10 protein-coding genes are annotated in these 15,760 nt (G+C 63.2%); 4 read left to right on the top strand and 6 right to left on the bottom strand.

The window, feature by feature from the left end; all coding sequences use genetic code 11:
* The 5 genes from HZR81_RS10920 to xthA form a co-directional block, all read right to left on the bottom strand.
* Window positions 1-1,307: ABC transporter substrate-binding protein (locus tag HZR81_RS10920; RefSeq protein ID WP_500128096.1), on the bottom strand; the 1,307-nt coding region annotated here is incomplete at its 3' end.
* 299 nt (window positions 1,308-1,606) lie between these two features.
* On the bottom strand, window positions 1,607-2,512 hold the full coding sequence (locus HZR81_RS10915; protein WP_285361662.1) for an AraC family transcriptional regulator: 906 nt from the start codon (window positions 2,510-2,512) through the stop codon (window positions 1,607-1,609).
* Between the two features lie 66 nt (window positions 2,513-2,578).
* Window positions 2,579-3,511 carry a carbohydrate kinase family protein gene (locus HZR81_RS10910; RefSeq protein ID WP_500128095.1) on the bottom strand — a complete coding sequence of 311 codons (933 nt, stop codon included), beginning with the start codon at window positions 3,509-3,511 and terminating at the stop codon, window positions 2,579-2,581.
* A 99-nt stretch (window positions 3,512-3,610) separates the two neighbouring features.
* The gene (locus HZR81_RS10905) at window positions 3,611-4,966 is read right to left on the bottom strand and encodes a substrate-binding domain-containing protein (RefSeq protein WP_500128094.1); all 1,356 of its coding nucleotides are present in this window, start codon (window positions 4,964-4,966) and stop codon (window positions 3,611-3,613) included.
* A 95-nt stretch (window positions 4,967-5,061) separates the two neighbouring features.
* Window positions 5,062-5,874: an exodeoxyribonuclease III gene (gene xthA, locus HZR81_RS10900; RefSeq protein WP_500128093.1), complete on the bottom strand. Its 813-nt coding sequence runs from the start codon at window positions 5,872-5,874 to the stop codon at window positions 5,062-5,064.
* A 220-nt stretch (window positions 5,875-6,094) separates the two neighbouring features.
* On the opposite strand from xthA, the gene HZR81_RS10895 reads away from it, so the two are divergent.
* The 4 genes from HZR81_RS10895 to HZR81_RS10880 all read left to right on the top strand — a co-directional run bounded on the left by HZR81_RS10895 (window position 6,095) and on the right by HZR81_RS10880 (window position 14,128).
* Entirely contained in the window at window positions 6,095-6,730 is a 636-nt protein-coding gene (locus tag HZR81_RS10895; protein ID WP_063540519.1) for a GNAT family N-acetyltransferase, read from the top strand.
* A 201-nt stretch (window positions 6,731-6,931) separates the two neighbouring features.
* Window positions 6,932-8,614 (top strand): autotransporter assembly complex protein TamA, encoded by a 1,683-nt coding sequence (locus HZR81_RS10890; protein ID WP_500128098.1) that lies wholly within the window; start codon window positions 6,932-6,934, stop codon window positions 8,612-8,614.
* Window positions 8,614-12,291: a translocation/assembly module TamB domain-containing protein gene (locus tag HZR81_RS10885; protein ID WP_500128092.1), complete on the top strand. Its 3,678-nt coding sequence runs from the start codon at window positions 8,614-8,616 to the stop codon at window positions 12,289-12,291. The genes HZR81_RS10890 and HZR81_RS10885 overlap by 1 nt, the downstream gene beginning before the upstream one ends.
* Before the next feature lie 493 nt (window positions 12,292-12,784).
* Window positions 12,785-14,128, top strand: coding sequence for an alanine/glycine:cation symporter family protein (locus HZR81_RS10880; RefSeq protein ID WP_500128091.1), 1,344 nt, complete (start codon window positions 12,785-12,787; stop codon window positions 14,126-14,128).
* Window positions 14,129-14,299: 171 nt separating this feature from the next.
* Here HZR81_RS10880 and HZR81_RS10875 read toward each other — a convergent pair whose 3' ends face one another.
* Window positions 14,300-15,730: an IS1182 family transposase gene (locus HZR81_RS10875; RefSeq protein ID WP_500128090.1), complete on the bottom strand. Its 1,431-nt coding sequence runs from the start codon at window positions 15,728-15,730 to the stop codon at window positions 14,300-14,302.
* Window positions 15,731-15,760: the final 30 nt, after the last annotated feature.

Genomic DNA, 15,760 nt, shown 5'->3' with positions numbered 1-15,760 from the left:
TACTTGGGATAACCGGCGCGTTTCATTTCGCGGGTGGTCGACTGCTGCACCGCGGTGAGCATCTGCTCGACCGGCATCTGCCCGGTCAGCGCGGCGGAGAACATCTTGCCGACCTGGGTACCGATGGCCTGGAACTCAGGGATGGTGACCAGCTGGATGCCGACGTAGGGCACCGGCTTGGCCGATGGTGAGGCGGGATCGGCCTGCTTGAGCGACTCCAGGGTGATCTCGGCGAACGGCGCGGCCGCCATGTACTGCTCGTTGTAGGTGGACTCGCGCGTGCCCGGCGGCACGTTGGCGACGCCATCGGTTTCGGCGACGAGCTTGGCGTAGTCCTTGGAAGTCGCCCAGGCGGTGAAGGTCTTGGCGGCGTCCTTCTGCTGGGAGCTGGTCGGGATCGCCAGTGCCCAGGAGTACAGCCAGGCCGAGCCCTTGTCGGTGGTCTCCTGCGGGGCGAAGGTGAAGCCCACCTTGTCGGCGACCTTGCTCTGCGATACATCGGTCACGAAGGAGCCGGCAACGGTCGCATCGACCCACATGGCGCATTTGCCGCTGTTGAACAGCGCCAGGTTTTCGTTGAAACCATTGCTGGAGGCGCCGGGCGGGCCGTATTGGCTGAGCAGGTCGACATAGAACTTGGCCGCCTTGGTCCATTCGGGACCATCGAATTCGGGCTGCCACTTCTCGTCGAACCAGCGCGCACCGAAGGCGTTGGCGACGGTGGTGACCAGCGCCATGTTCTCGCCCCAGCCGGCCTTGCCGCGCAGGCAGATCCCGTACTGGTCCTCGCCAGGCTTGTGCAGCTTTTCGGCGAACTCGGCCATCTGGGTCCAGGTCGGGTGTTCGGGCATGTCCAGACCGGCCTGTTCGAACAGGTCGGTGCGGTAGTAGGTCATGGAGCTTTCGGCATAGAACGGCAGGGCGTAGAGCGTCCCGTCTACCGACAGGCCTTCGCGTACTGAAGGAAATACGTCGTCCAGATCGTAGCCTTCTGGCAGATCCTTCATCGGGGCCAGCCAACCCTTGTCGCCCCAGAGCGAAGCTTCATACATGCCGATGGTGAGCACGTCGAACTGGCCGCCATCGGTGGCGATGTCGGTGGTCAGGCGTTGACGCAGAACGTTCTCTTCGAGCACCACCCAGTTGAGCTTGATGTCGGGATTCTGCTGTTCGAAGGTCTTGGAGAGGCGCTGCATGCGGATCATGTCCGCATTGTTGACGGTGGCGACGGTGAGGGTTTCGGCAGCCTGGGCCAGCGCAATCGTGGCCATGCAGGCGGAACCGAGCAGCAAGTTGATTGCTTTCATTCGTGAACTCCTCTTCCAGATCAGGGGCCTGGAAGCACTTATTGTTTTTGTTGTTACCCGCGTACTGCGCTACGAGCGTCTCGCGAGCATTACAACGCCGGGGGGAGCAGCGCGACAAAGCCGTGACTGCACTCGCTTCGATACTTTTTTGCACTCGGTTGAGCGAGGCGGGCCGCTCGCAGCGGCACCGACCAGACCCGTCGCCGGGGCTCAAGAATGAGGCTTTGCCACAACCGTAATGGCGCGAACGTAGAGACAGTCCAGGAAGAGGGCGCCGAACCCGCCCGGCCGGAAGCGTATCAGCCGGCCAGGTTCTGCTCGGTCAGGCGTTGTTCGACCAGGCGCCGATAGCGCGATGGGGTCATGCCCTTGAGCTGCTGGAAGCGGCGATTGAAATTGGACAGGTTGTTGAAGCCCGACTCGAAGCAGACGTCGGTAACCGGCTTGTCCTGATCGAGCAACAGCTCGCAGGACTTGCTGATGCGCAGGCTGTTGACGAACTCGACATAGCAGCGGCCGGTGGCGCGCTTGAAGAAGCGCGAGAAGTAGGTGGGTTTCATCCCGAGATGGCTGGCGACTTCTTCCAGCGGCAGTTCACGCATGTAGTGTTCGAAGATGTAGTTGACCGCCATGTTGGTCCGGTCGGCCTGCTGCTCGTCGCTCAACTGTGCCGAGGTGGCGCCGGAGAGCAACTGGTAGTCGTCGCATCTGGCAAGCAGCTCGAGCATGATCAGGAAATAGCCGAGGCGGGTGGCGCCGCGGCTGTCGGCGATCTGCTGCATCAGCTGGCGTGCCTGGGCGATGGTCTGCGGACAGCGAAACTCGATGCCGTAGCGCGAGCGTTCGAGCATCGGCGTGAAAGTCCGCAGCTCGGAGAACACAGCGTGGCCGGCCTCGAGCATCTCGTCGGTGAAGTTGACCAGCATGTCGCGCTTGGCCACGACCTCGCCTTCCTCGACCTGGCTGATCCAGTTGTGCGGCAGGTGCGGACCGGTGAGAAACAGGCTGTCCGGTCCGAAATTGCCCACGTAGTCGCCGACGAAGACCTTGCCGGAGCTGGCGACGATCAGATGCAGCTCGTATTCCTTGTGGTTGTGCCAGCGCACCAGCGGGCAGGGGAAACCATGTTCGCGATAGATCAGCGAGTTGCCGTGGTGGTCGTCCATCAGCTCGTAGGACGGGTCGGTAATCTTCAACGCTCTCATGCAGGGTCCGTTGTCGTGAAAGGCCACGAAGGGTTATAGCTGCTGAGGGCGCAACGGCCAAACCGGTCAGACAATTTCGTATCGGTAGGGCAGGTCCGGACCACGCCGGGAACAGGTGATGCCAGCGGCGCTGCTGGCGAAGGCGAGCATGGCCTGCAGTTGCGCGGGTCCCATCTGCGCGAGCCCGCGCGGCGAGTCCAGCTGCTGTTCGGCCAGGTAGGCGAGCAACGCGGCCTGGAAGGTGTCGCCGGCGCCCACGGTGTCACGCACCGTCACCGCCTGCGCTGCCACGTGCAACTGGCCGTGCTTGCGGCTGAAGAGCTGTGCGCCGTGGGCACCGCGGGTTAGCACCACCAGTTCGGCGTGATGCTCCAGCCAGCGCTGGGCGATGCTCGCTGGCGCCATGTCTGGATAGAGCAGGGCCAGGTCCTCGTCGCTGACCTTGATCAGATGTGCGCGTTCGGCGAACGCCTCGACCCGCTCGCGCCAGCGTTCGAGGCTGGGTTCGACGTTGAGGCGAATGTTCGGATCGAGTGAAATCATGCGCCGGGCATGCTCGCGATGCAGCAACGCCAGCAGCGTATCGGCAATCGGCGGTGTCACCAGCGAGTAGGAACCGAAATGGATGCCGCGAATGTCCGCAGGCAGCGGCTGCAGCTGTTCGGTGTGCAACAGGCGATCGGCACAGCCTTCGCCGCGAAAGCTGTAGACCGGACTGCCATCGGCACCGATGGCGACCATCGCCAGGGTGGTCGGCGCATCGAAGATGGCGAGGTGCTCGGTGGCGATGCCTTCTTCCTGCAGCAGCTCTAGCAGGCGCTGACCGAAATGATCGCGGGAGAGCCCACCGAGCAGCGCGGCCTGCGTGCCCAACCGGGCCAGCCCGACGGCGACGTTGAACGGTGAGCCACCGGCGACGGCTTCCAGATTCAGGTGACTGCGGCTGTCGGTCGAGGCCGCGAACACATCGAAAAGCGCTTCACCACAGACGAGGTACATGGATGATTCCTGCTGGCGGAAATCGCCCGAGCTTAAACCCGGCGCCGGCACCGGGACAGTACGCCCGCGGCTGGCGGCCGATACGATCTTGCACTCGTTTCAGTACACCCAGACTTCGACGCGGCGATTCTTGATGCGGCCAGCTTCGCTGTTAGATGCCACTGGAAGTTGATCGCCCAAGCCGTTGATTTCTTTCACAAGGATGCCGCCACGCGCCAGTTCGCGACGCACCGCCATGGCGCGCAGTTTGGATAGCAATGCAGTCCGCGCGGGATCGTTGCGGGCGTCGCCGAAGCCGACCAGCACCGCCGCGTTCATCTGCTTGTCGTGGCTGTTGAGATAGTCGATCAAACGCTGCACGTCGCGCTGGGCCTTGTTGTCCAGTTGCGCGCTGCCTTCGGCGAAGCGGAAGTTGACGGTCAGGCGCTGTGCCTCCTTGGCCAGCTGCTGATAGGCCTCAGGCATCGTGGTCTGCAGCGGCAGCCTGATCGGCGCGATGGCCTGGGCCACGTAGCCGGATTTCTCGACGATGGCTTGCCCCGCAGGACTATGCACGAACGTCAGGAATTCGCGGGTCCATTTCGATTGCTTCTGTGGATCGGCGTAGAGGAACAGGCGCCGCGACAGGGGATAGTCTTCGGTGGCGACCAGGGCCGTGGTCGGTGGCATGGGCTGGGAATCCCCGTCGGTGATTGCCAGCGCCTTCGACTTGCCGACAGAGGCGAGACCGACGAAGCCGATGGCCCCGCTACGGCGGCTGACGGCCAGGGACAAGGCGTCGTTGGACTCGTAACGGGTTGCATTGGTAGCCAGCGTTTTGCCCTGGCTGCCCAGCACCAGTTCCTTGAAGGTGTCGTAGGTGCCGGACTGGTCATCGCGAGCGTGCAACTCGACGGCTGCATTGGCACCGCCGAGCTCACGCCAGTTGGCGATCTCGCCTGAGAAGAGGCGTGCGACCTGTTCTACGCTGAGCGACTGCACCGGGTTATCGGGATGGACGATCACCGCCAGGCCATCGATGGCGATGAGCTGTTCGCTCTCGGCGCTGCGCATGTCGCCCAGCGCGGCGAGGCTCTGCGCTTCGCTCTGCTTGATCGGTCGCGAAGCAGCGGCGAGGTCGGCAGTGCGGTCTTTCAGCCCGGCGAATCCGGTACCGGTGCCATGGGCTGCGACCAGCGCCTGAATGGTCTTGCCGCGCTCGTCGAGGGCGGTGACGCGCTGCTCGTTCTCCTTGCCGGCCGAGGCGATGCGGACCGACTGCAGGCCCTTGGCCTCGAACAGGCCGGCCACCAGCATCGGTGCCAGCTTGGCACCCACGGTGTTGGAGCCGTGGATGCGCAGTATGGTCGTTCCGTCCGGCGGGGCGGCGAGGCTGTTGCCGGAGGCGCTTCCAAGCGTGAGCAACAGCAGGGGCAGTGCCCGATTCCAGAACCGTCCAAACACTCGTGGCGTCATCTCGCGACCTCCTTGTAGAAGGCCGCGAGATTAAGACGATTCGGTTACCAATAAATGACAGCGCGGGCGGCGCTGCCGGAATTGCACAGCGGTCGTCAGCGCAGCTCGATCCACACCGGACAGTGGTCCGAAGGCTTCTCCATCGCGCGGATGTCGTAGTCGACGCCGCAATCGGTCACGCGCTGGTGCAGCGCTGCGGTGGTGAGGATGTAGTCGATGCGCAGGCCGCGGCGCGGGTCGTCCTCGAAACCGCGGCTGCGATAGTCGAACCAGCTGAAGCGATCGACGACTTCCGGGTTGAGGGCGCGAAAGCTGTCCTGCAGCCCCCAGCCCTTCAGGCGTTCGAGCCACTCGCGCTCCTCGGGGAGAAAGCTGCACTTGCCGGTGCGCAGCCAGCGCTTGGCGTTAACTTCGCCGATGCCGATGTCGCAGTCCTGCGGGGAAATATTGAAGTCGCCCATCAGCGCGAGGGATTCCTCGGGGCGGAACTGCTGTTCGAGCAGCGTCTGCAGGTCGGCGTAGAACTTGGTCTTGGCGGGAAATTTCACCGGATGGGCGCGGCTTTCGCCCTGGGGGAAGTAGCCGTTCATGACGGTGACCGGCTGGCCGTTGGCACCGGCGAAGCGGCCCCAGATGAAGCGCTTCTGCGACTCCTCGCCGTCGCTGGGAAAGCCCTTGTGTATCTCCAGCGGTGCCTGGCGCGAGAGCAGGGCGACGCCGTAGTGGCCCTTCTGCCCGTGATAGTGGACGTGGTAGCCGAGCGCTTCGATCTCCGCCTGGGGAAACTGCTCGTCGGCCACCTTGGTTTCCTGAAGACCGATGACGTCCGGCTGATGCTTGTCGATGATTGCAGAAAGCTGATGAGGTCTGGCGCGTAAGCCGTTGATGTTGAATGAAACGATTTTCATGAGGATTCCATGGGAGGGACGCTGTCGCGACGCGTATCAACGGCGCGCGCCGGTAACTGATGGACTTGAAGCGCTGATTCTAGAGACACCGTGCCGCAGGTACAAAGGCACTCTCACGGCGATTGCCGCGGCGCGCTCTGCTGGTCATCTGCCGACGTGGCGGGCGGCGCGAAGCGCTGCTAAGTTGCAATCACCCATCATGAAAAAGCCGAGAGCCGTCATGCCGATGTCCGCCGAGGTTCGCACGCTCGACAGTGGTTACGACCGCGAAACCCGTTCCCTGCTGTATCACGCCTACCGCCACGAACCGACCTTTGCCTACCTCTTCGAAGCCGATCGCCCGGGCTATCAACAGCGCGTGCGCGCGACCGTGCGGGAGCTGGTAAACCAGCATTTTCTGCAGCAGCAACCGGCGCTGGGGCTATTGCTGAACGACCGGCTGATCGCCGTTGCGCTGATCGCGCCGCCGCAGCGTCGGTTGGATATCACCGAGAGCTGGGCCTGGCGCGCGCGGATGCTGCTGACTGCCGGTTTCCGCTGCACGCGGCGCTACCTGGATTACCACGCCGCGGTGCTCGCCTGCCTGCCCAGCGATGCCGTGCACCTGCTGCCGTTGCTCGGGGTGCACCCGCAGTTCCAGGGCCAGCATTATGGCGAGCAGTTGCTGGAAGCAGTGCATGAGTGGTGTGCCGAGGACGAAACCTCCCAGGGCCTGGTCATCGACACCGGCAACCCGCGCTACCTGAACTTCTATCAACGGCAAGGCTACGAAGAAATCGGCCAGGTGGCAGTAGGGCCGGTCGTCGAACACGTCTTCTTCCATCCGGCGCCCCGGCGGATGGAAGCGGCACGCTAGGTGTGGGCGAATTTTATCCGGGCGGGTCAGTCTGACTGGTCTGAAGCCACGCGATGTCAGCCGATGCCCGTCCCCCCGCAAGACCGCCTTACAAATCCTCTGGCCCGCGTGCCCGGGCATGCCAGACAGCCCGTGCTAGCATTGCGCGCCATGCGCAAATCGAACCGAATCGGCCTGCTGGTAGCCGCAATTGCGATCCTGATGTTGAGCGGCGTTCAGGCCGGCGCCGCCGAGCTGGACGTTCGGATCGAGCCGGAAGACCGGGCGCTCCGGGAAAATATCGAGAACTACATAGGCGACCTGGGCGACCGGGATGCGCGCGAGTTGCTGCGCTACAGCCGGGTGGCGCAGCGTCAGGCAGAGAAAGCCCTGCAAGCGCTGGGCTACTACCGCAGCCGCATCCGCACCGATGTGCGTGAGGGCGAGGAACCGACCCTGGTGCTGCGGGTGCGGACCGGCGAACCGGTGCGCTTACGCAACATCAATGTGCGGCTGGAAGGGCCGGCGGCGGAATTTTCGGGCTTTCGCGTCACTCAGCGCAGCCTGCGTCAGGGCGATGTGCTCAATCACGGCCGCTACGAGGACGTGAAGCAGCAGTTCCTCAATCAGGCTTCGCGCTTTGGTTATTTTGACGGACGCTTCACTCAGCAGCGGCTGGCGGTCGATCCGCGGGAGAACATCGCGGACATCGATCTGGTGTTCGACAGCGGCCCGCGTTACCGGCTGGGGGACGTGCGTTTCGAAGGCGATGCGCCATTCGACGACGACCTGCTGTCGCGCATGGTGCCTTTCGAGGCCAATACACCTTACGACTCGGAGCTGATCGCCGAACTGACCCAGGCGCTGCAGTCCAGCGGTTATTTCGAGGGTGTGCGGGTCGATGCTAACCCCACCAGTGCTCGCGAACAGCGGATCCCCGTCGCGGTCAGTCTGACAACTCGCAAGCCGCGAACCTTCGGGCTCGGGCTCGGCTATTCCACCGATGTCGGGCCGCGTATCCGCCTGCACTGGACCCGCCACTGGGTCAATCCGCAAGGTCACAGCTACGGCGCCGAGGCCGAGTTGTCCGCGCCAAGGCAGAATGTCGGCCTCTGGTACGACATCCCCCTCGACCCACCGTTGACCGACAAGCTGCGCTTCGTCGGCGGCTATCAGTATGAGGAGATCGCCGGCACCGACAGCCTCAGCCGCCTGCTCAGGGTCGGCCCCGAGTGGCACAGCCAGCTGCCCAGTGGCTGGTTGCGGGTTCTCTCATTGAAATGGCAGCACGAGGAATACCGCCTCGGCGACGATTCGGGGCTGAGCACGCTGCTGATGCCCGGTGTCGCCTACAGTTACCTGCGCAGCGACAACCGTATCGACCCCAGCCATGGCTATCGCCTTCAGTTCGAGCTGGCCGCGGCTAAGGCGGGGCTGTTGTCGGACGCCGATCTGATCCACGCCAATGCCCAGCTGCGCGGGTTGACCACCTTGGGTAAGCGGCATCGCTTTCTCGGTCGCGTGCAACTGGGCGGCAACTGGACAGATGAGTACGTCAATGTGCCCCCTTCATTGCGTTATTTCGCCGGTGGCGACCAAAGCGTGCGCGGCTACGACTACCAGAGCCTGTCACCGACCAACTCCGATGGCGACAAGATAGGCGGCCGCTATCAGTTCGCGGTCAGCGCCGAGTATCAGTATTCGATCAGCGAGAAGTGGCGTGTCGCCACCTTCTTCGATCAAGGCAATGCATTCAACTCGCTGGAAATTCCCACGCTCAAGAGTGCTGTCGGCGTCGGTGTGCGCTGGGTGTCACCGGTCGGTCCGATTCGCGTCGACGTCGCCCACCCGCTGGATGGTGACGGTGGCGTCCGCCTGCATTTTTCCATGGGGCCGGAGCTGTGATGCGGGTACTGCGTGGGCTTGGCTGGACGCTGCTTGGGCTGATACTGCTCGTGCTCATCGTCACCGTCGTGCTACTCGGCACCGCCAGCGGCAGCCGCTGGCTGCTGGGGCAGGTGCCGGGGTTGACAGTCGAAACGTTCGAGGGCCGACTCGGCCTGCGCTGGCAGGCCGAGAGGCTGATCTGGGAGCAGGACGGCAGCCGTGTCGAAGTGCAACAGCCCCGTCTTGCCTGGTCGCCGGCATGCCTGCTCAAACGCACGCTGTGCATCGACGAGCTGGTCACCGGCGACATCGACCTCAGCTTCCCGCCCAGCGAGCCTGACCCGGCGGCGGAGCCCTTCAGCTTGCCTGAGCTCGATCTACCGCTGGCGCTGCAAGTCGAACGCATCGAAATCGGCCGGGTGACGCTCAATGAAAGCGAGCAGGTGCAAAATCTATATCTGCAGGCAGATTGGCGTGCGGATGGCCTGGACATCAAGCGCCTCGACCTGCGCAGGGCGGATGTGGACCTGTCAGTGACTGGCAGGCTGCAGCCCAGCGGTGAATGGCCGTTGACGCTGGACGGGCAGGCCGCGCTGCAGTCGCCGGACGAGCAGCCGTGGGCGCTGATGATCGCGGTGGATGGCGACCTGCGCGAGCAGCTGCAGGTGCAGGTGCAAAGCCAGGGCTATCTGGACGGTACCCTCACCGGGCAGCTGCGCGCCCTCGATGAGCAATTGCCGGCGACGCTCCGGCTGAATGCCGACGGGTTCAAGGCGCTGCCCGATCTGCCGGACACCTTGCGCCTGGACGATCTGGAACTGACAGCGAGTGGCAACCTGCAGGACGGCTACCGCCTGCTCGGCACCACCGAGCTGCCAGGAGAGGGCGGCTCGGTGCGGCTGGCGCTGGAGGGCGTCGTCAGTCCGAGCGGAGCGCAGATCGAGATGCTCGAGCTCGATGCTGGGCAGCAACGCGATGTGCGGCTGAGTGGCGATGTCGACTGGCAGGACGGCCTGACCGCGAATGCCAATCTGCTCTGGCGCGATTTTCCCTGGCGACGGCTCTACCCGGCGATCGAAGAGCCGCCGGTGACGCTGCGCGAACTCAACGCGCAGATCCAGTACGACAATGGCAACTACCTCGGCAACTTCGATTCGGCGATGACCGGGCCGGCCGGCGAATTCACCCTGGTGAGCCCTGTCAGCGGCAACCTCGAAGCCGTGCATCTACCGCAACTGCAACTGCAGGCCGGGCAGGGCAGTGCGACGGGTTCGTTGAGTGTCGGCTTCGCCGAGGGCGTGGACTGGAAAGCGGACCTGACGCTGAGCGAACTCGATCCGGCGTACTGGCTGGCCGAGCTGCCGGGCACTCTCGGCGGTTCGCTGAAAAGCCAGGGCGCCTTGCGTGCCGAGCAGTTGCAGGCCGAGGCGAGCCTCGACATCGCCGGGCGCCTGCGCGGCCAGAACACCAGCCTGCAATTGCAGGCCAACGGCGAAGGCGAGCGCTGGAACCTGCCGGTCATCGAACTGCGCATGGGCGATAACCGCGTGCACGGCAGCGGCACCTGGGCACAGACGCTGGATGGTCGATTGCAACTGGAGCTGAGCCGCCTGGCACAGCTGTGGCCCGGCCTCAGAGGGCGAGTGAACGGTGAGGTCACGCTGGCGGGAACCGCAGCGGCGCCGAGCGGGCAGCTCGAGCTCAGCGGCCGCAACCTCGCTTATCAGGACAATCGGCTGCGTCGCCTCAGCGTGCAGGGTCAGCTATCCGATGGGGAGCGCGGTCGGCTGGCGCTAGATGCCGAGCGAATCCGCGCAGGCGAGACCGATCTTGGCGCGCTGCGGATCAATGCCCAAGGCACTGCCGAGCGGCATCAGGCCGAGCTGCAACTGCAGGGTCCGTTGCTCGACCTGGCGCTGGCCTTCGATGGCGGATTGCGCGGTGAGGATTGGCTTGGTCGGCTGACGCGTGGCGAACTCAGCGCGCAGCAGCAGGACTGGGCCCTGCAACAGCCCGCGACACTGCAGCGTTTTGCCGATGGCCGACTGGAATTCGGTGCGCATTGTTGGCGCTCCGGGCCCGCAAGCCTCTGTGCGGAGAATCAGCGTCTGCTGCCGGAGCCGCAGATTCGCTATCGCCTGCGCGATTTTTCACTGCAGACCCTGGCCGGATATCTGCCCGAAGATTTCCGCTGGCAGGGCGAGCTGAATGCCGATATCGAGCTGGACCTTCCCGCTGGCGGACCCAATGGCCGGGTTCAGGTCGACGCCGGCCCCGGCGTGCTGCGCATTCGCGATGCGGACGAGTGGCACGACTTCCCCTATCAGACCCTGGCGCTGAACAGCCGTCTGCTGCCGGAGCGGATCGACAGCCAGCTGCGCTTCCAAGGTGGTGAGCTGGGCGAACTGGACGTGCAGCTGCAGATCGATCCGCGGCCTGCGGCCAAGCCAATCGATGGCGAGTTTCGCCTGAGCGGTCTCGATCTTTCGGTGGCGCGCCCGTTTGTGCCGATGGTCGAGCGTCTGCGCGGCGAACTGAACGGAAGTGGCCAGCTGGCCGGCACCCTGCAGCAGCCGACGCTCAATGGCCAGCTGCTGTTGAGCGACGGGGAGATCGCCGGCAGTGAGCTGCCGACGACCTTCGAAGACCTGCGGGTGCGCATGCTGATCGAGGGCGAGCGACTGGACATCGACGGCAACTGGCGGGCCGGCGAACAGGGCCGCGGCAGCCTGAGCGGCGCACTGGACTGGCGGAACGAACTGGATCTGGACCTGGCGATCAAGGGCAGTCGCCTGCCGGTGGTGGTTGAGCCTTACGCCGACCTTGAAGTCGAGCCTGACCTGCGCATCGTTCTGAGCGGCCAGCAACTGGCCGTCAGTGGTCGGGTCGAGGTGCCACGGGGCACGATCACCGTGCGTGAATTGCCACCGTCGACGGTGAAGGTGTCCGAAGACACCGTGATCGTGGGCCGTGAAGCCGAGGAGCCGGCGACACCGCTGGCGGTGAAGATGGATATCGATGTCGAGGTTGGCCAGGATCGCCTGCGCTTCTCCGGCTTCGGCCTGACCGCGGATCTCGCCGGCTACCTGCATATTGGCGACAACCTGGATGCGCGCGGCGAGCTGCAGCTGAAGAACGGCCGCTATCGCGCCTACGGTCAGCGACTGATCATCCGCCGCGCCGAGCTGCTGTTTACCGGCCTGATCAGCCAGCCGTTCCTCAACATCGAGGCGATCCGCCGGATCGAGGCGGAAAATGTGGTGGCCGGCCTGCGCATCACCGGTAGCGCTGAACAGCCGCGCATCGACGTCTTTTCCGAACCTGCCATGAGTCAGGAGCAGGCACTGGCCTATCTGGTGCTGGGGCGACCGCTGGGTGCCGATACCGGGGACAGCAACCTACTGGCACAGGCGGCGCTGGGCCTTGGCCTGGCTGGCAGCTCATCGATTACCGGCGGGTTGGCGCAACGGCTGGGCATTCAGGATTTCCAGCTGGACACCGAAGGCACGGGCGCCAGCACCAGCGTGGTCGCCACCGGCCGACTGACCGAACGCCTGGCCCTGCGCTATGGCGTGGGCGTGTTCGAGCCATCCAATACCATCGCGCTGCGTTATCAACTGACGCGGCGGATTTTTCTCGAGGCGGCCAGCGGTCTGGCCAGTTCGCTGGACATCTTCTACCGCCGCAATTTCTGAGCGCAGGCACGGCTTGGCTGCAGGGCGGCCGTCGCCTTGCGGCGCTGTTCTACCCGGCCGATCGATTTGATATGGCAACAGCCGCACCAAAGCGCGCCGGCGATCACTGGCGCGCGCACCAGACTGGGCTACGCTGAGTTCGCTTTGCTTGCCATTCGCTATTCGGCGGACGCGGGCTGTCCGGGTTTGACCGTTCGGTCTGGTTCCTGCGTCGATTCGATCATCGAATCTGGCGCGATTGCCCCGCGCCCAACGAGCGAATGCAGTGGTAGCATCCACGCTTCCGACCGTCGCGGTCATCGCCGCGCAACGCTCTAGCACGAGTCTTGCAAAGCGCTGCGGACCTCAGCGCTTACCAGCTCCAGAGGCGGATCGGAGTCGTCGGTACCTGGTCGCTGAAAAACCACCGCCACAAGCGTCATGTTTTTCAACGGCTCCACGGTAGCGCGCCCCCAACGCGAGGGAACTCGCCTATAAGAAATAAGGTGCTCGAATGGAATTTCTGAACAACCTCGTCAATACCGTAAACGGCCTCGTCTGGGGCCCACCCATGCTGGTACTGATCCTCGGTACCGGTCTGTTCCTGATGATCTTCCTCAAGTTCATGCCGCTTACGCGCATCGGCACAGGCGTTGCGCTGATGTGGCGCGGCCGTGCCAAGGGAGATGATTCGACCGGTGAAATCAGCCCGTTCCAGGCACTGATGACCTCCCTGGCCGCGACAGTGGGGACAGGAAATATCGCCGGTGTGGCGACGGCGATCTTTCTCGGCGGGCCGGGGGCGCTGTTCTGGATGTGGTGCACCGCGCTGGTCGGTATGGCGACCAAGTACTGCGAGGTCGTGCTGGCGGTTCATTACCGCGAGAAGGACGACCGGGGCGAGCACGTTGGCGGCCCGATGTATGCGATCAAGAACGGCCTGGGCAAAAAGTGGGTCTGGCTCGGCACCGCATTCGCCATCTTCGGCGGGCTGGCCGGCTTTGGCATTGGCAATATGGTGCAGGTCAACAGCATGGCCCACGCGCTGGAAACCACCTTCTCGGTGCCGCTGTGGGCGACCGGCCTGATCACCATGGTGATCGTCGGCCTGGTGATCCTCGGCGGTATTCGCCGCATCGGTGTGGTCGCCGCCTCGCTGGTGCCGTTCATGTGCCTGGCTTACCTGATCGCTGCTGTAGTGGTGCTGGTAGTCAATGCATCGACCATTCCGGCGGCGTTTGACCTGATCTTCACCCACGCCTTCACCCCGATCGCCGCTACCGGTGGTTTCGCCGGCGCTGCGGTCATGGCGGCAATTCGCTTCGGTGTGGCTCGTGGCATCTTCTCCAACGAGGCGGGCCTCGGTACCGCCGGTATCGCTCAGGCGGCCGGTACCACCACCAGCTCGGTGCGCTCGGGCATGATCGGCATGCTGGGTACGTTCATCGACACCATCATCGTCTGCTCGATGACAGGCCTTGCGATCATCTGCACCGGCGTCTGGACCAGCGGCGAAAGCGGGGCGGCGCTGTCCGCGGCAGCCTTCGAGTCGGCCATGCCGGGTATCGGTGGCATCATCCTGACCATCGCGCTGGTGGTCTTCGCCTTCACTACCATCCTGGGCTGGAGCTACTTCGGCGAGAAGTGCTGGGAGTTTCTGGTCGGCACGCGAGCCATCTGGCCTTTCCGTGTGATCTGGGTGCTGGCGGTTCCGTTCGGTGCCATCGCCCAGCTCGACTTCGCCTGGCTGTTGGCCGATACCCTTAACGGCCTGATGGCGATCCCCAACCTCGTTTCGCTGTTGCTGCTGAGTCCGGTAGTGGTCAAGCTGACCAAGGAATATTTCGCACGCAGCTGATGTCCGGTAATGGCCCAGAGTGTGTAAAAACTCTTTCTTATCGTGCGTGCTTCAGCCCATTGCTCCTGGGCGTGGCCATTTCCCGATTATTTACCAGGATCAGCGCCGGTAACGCTTCAGAGCGCGTATGAAGCGCTTTCGCACCTCTTTGGGGCAGTAAAAGCCGGGCTTTTACGCCGCCATCGCCTTCAACAAGCCTTCGGTGCCGATGATTTTCATCACCCGCTTCAAGTTATAGGCGAGCACATTCAAGCTCATTTCTGCGCTCACCCCGTTCAGTTTTCGAGTCAGGAAGTGCGTTGCCCCCATCCATTGTTTGAGCGTCCCGAATGGATGCTCAACAGTCCGCTTTCGAACCCGCATCATCTCCGGTGCTTGGTTCAGCCGGCGTTGCATTTCCTCCAGCACAGCTTCATGTTCCCAGCGCCTTACTCGACGATTTGTGCTTGGCGTGCACTGGGTTTTCAGCGTGCAACTCTGGCACTTTGAACTCCAGTAGCAGTGCATATTCATGCCTTTCTCAACGCTGGAGAATCGCCAGATCAGTGCCTCTCCCGCCGGGCAGGTGTATTCGTTTTTCGTCGAGTCATACACGAAGGCATCTTTGTTGAATCGGCCATCAGCCTTGGCGCTTGAAGTCATTGGCTTAGGCACGTAGGCCGTGATGTTTGCGTCGTGACAGGCAAGGATTTCTTCACCCTTGAAGTAGCCTCGGTCAGCCACCACGGACAGCGTTTCTGCGCCGACAGCTTCACGAGCCTGCTTCGCCATTGAACTGAGTTGGTCACGGTCGGAACCGCTGTTGGTGACCTCGTGAGCAACTATTAAATGGTGCTGCGTATCGACAGCCGTCTGCACGTTGTAGCCGACGATACCGCTGCCGCGCGTCATCATCGAACGGGCATCCGGGTCGGTCAGCGAAACCTGTTTGTCAGGGGAATCGTTGAGCTGAGTTTCGATCCCCTCAAGCTCTTTCATCTGCGATTTGAGGTTGGCGATTTTATCTTCCAAGCTGGCAATGTCTGGCGCGGAGGCGCTAGGAATCTGTCGATCAGCCGCATCGAGCGCAACCAAATAACGGCTGATGCTCGCCTCGATTTCTTCCATGCGCCGCTTCAGTTTGGCGCTGGTGAAATTGCGGTCACGGTTGTTCACTGCCTTGAATTTGCTGCCGTCGATGGCAACCAGGTTTTCGTCAAACAACCCCAACTGCTGGCAGAGCAAAACGAACTGGCGGCAGACGCCGCGAATGGCCTTGCTGTTGTCTTTTCGGAAGTTGGCGATGGTCTTGAAATCGGGCGTCAAGCGCCCGGTCAGCCACATCAGTTCAACGTTGCGCTGAGCTTCTCGCTCAAGACGGCGACTCGATTGGATGCGGTTCAGGTAGCCGTAGATATAGATCTTTAGCAGGACAGCGGGATGGTAAGCAGGTCTGCCGGTTTCGGCTGGAATGACGCCATCAAAACCTAGCTTGGCCAAGTCGAGTTCATCGACGAAAACGTCAACCACCCGAACCGGATTGGTATCGCTGACGTAGTCGTCGAGGCTTTCGGGAAGTAAGGTGCTTTGACCTCGGTGTTCACCCTGGATAAACCGTTTCATGGGCATCCCTTGCGATGAGACTCTTGGAAA

This window comes from Pseudomonas sp. LM13, from assembly GCF_041381355.1.
Taxonomy (GTDB): domain Bacteria; phylum Pseudomonadota; class Gammaproteobacteria; order Pseudomonadales; family Pseudomonadaceae; genus Stutzerimonas; species Stutzerimonas frequens.
This window is presented reverse-complemented; position numbering and strand designations above follow the sequence as displayed.

Bases quoted from the DNA above. Each gene is read 5' to 3' on its own strand.
- HZR81_RS10895 (WP_063540519.1), top strand. From the start codon at position 6,095: ATGCCGATGTCCGCCGAGGTTCGCACGCTCGACAGTGGTTACGACCGC.
- HZR81_RS10875 (WP_500128090.1), bottom strand. From the start codon at position 15,730: ATGAAACGGTTTATCCAGGGTGAACACCGAGGTCAAAGCACCTTACTT.
- HZR81_RS10880 (WP_500128091.1), top strand. From the start codon at position 12,785: ATGGAATTTCTGAACAACCTCGTCAATACCGTAAACGGCCTCGTCTGG.
- HZR81_RS10915 (WP_285361662.1), bottom strand. From the start codon at position 2,512: ATGAGAGCGTTGAAGATTACCGACCCGTCCTACGAGCTGATGGACGAC.
- HZR81_RS10885 (WP_500128092.1), top strand. From the start codon at position 8,614: ATGCGGGTACTGCGTGGGCTTGGCTGGACGCTGCTTGGGCTGATACTG.
- HZR81_RS10910 (WP_500128095.1), bottom strand. From the start codon at position 3,511: ATGTACCTCGTCTGTGGTGAAGCGCTTTTCGATGTGTTCGCGGCCTCG.
- HZR81_RS10890 (WP_500128098.1), top strand. From the start codon at position 6,932: ATGTTGAGCGGCGTTCAGGCCGGCGCCGCCGAGCTGGACGTTCGGATC.
- xthA (WP_500128093.1), bottom strand. From the start codon at position 5,874: ATGAAAATCGTTTCATTCAACATCAACGGCTTACGCGCCAGACCTCAT.
- HZR81_RS10905 (WP_500128094.1), bottom strand. From the start codon at position 4,966: ATGACGCCACGAGTGTTTGGACGGTTCTGGAATCGGGCACTGCCCCTG.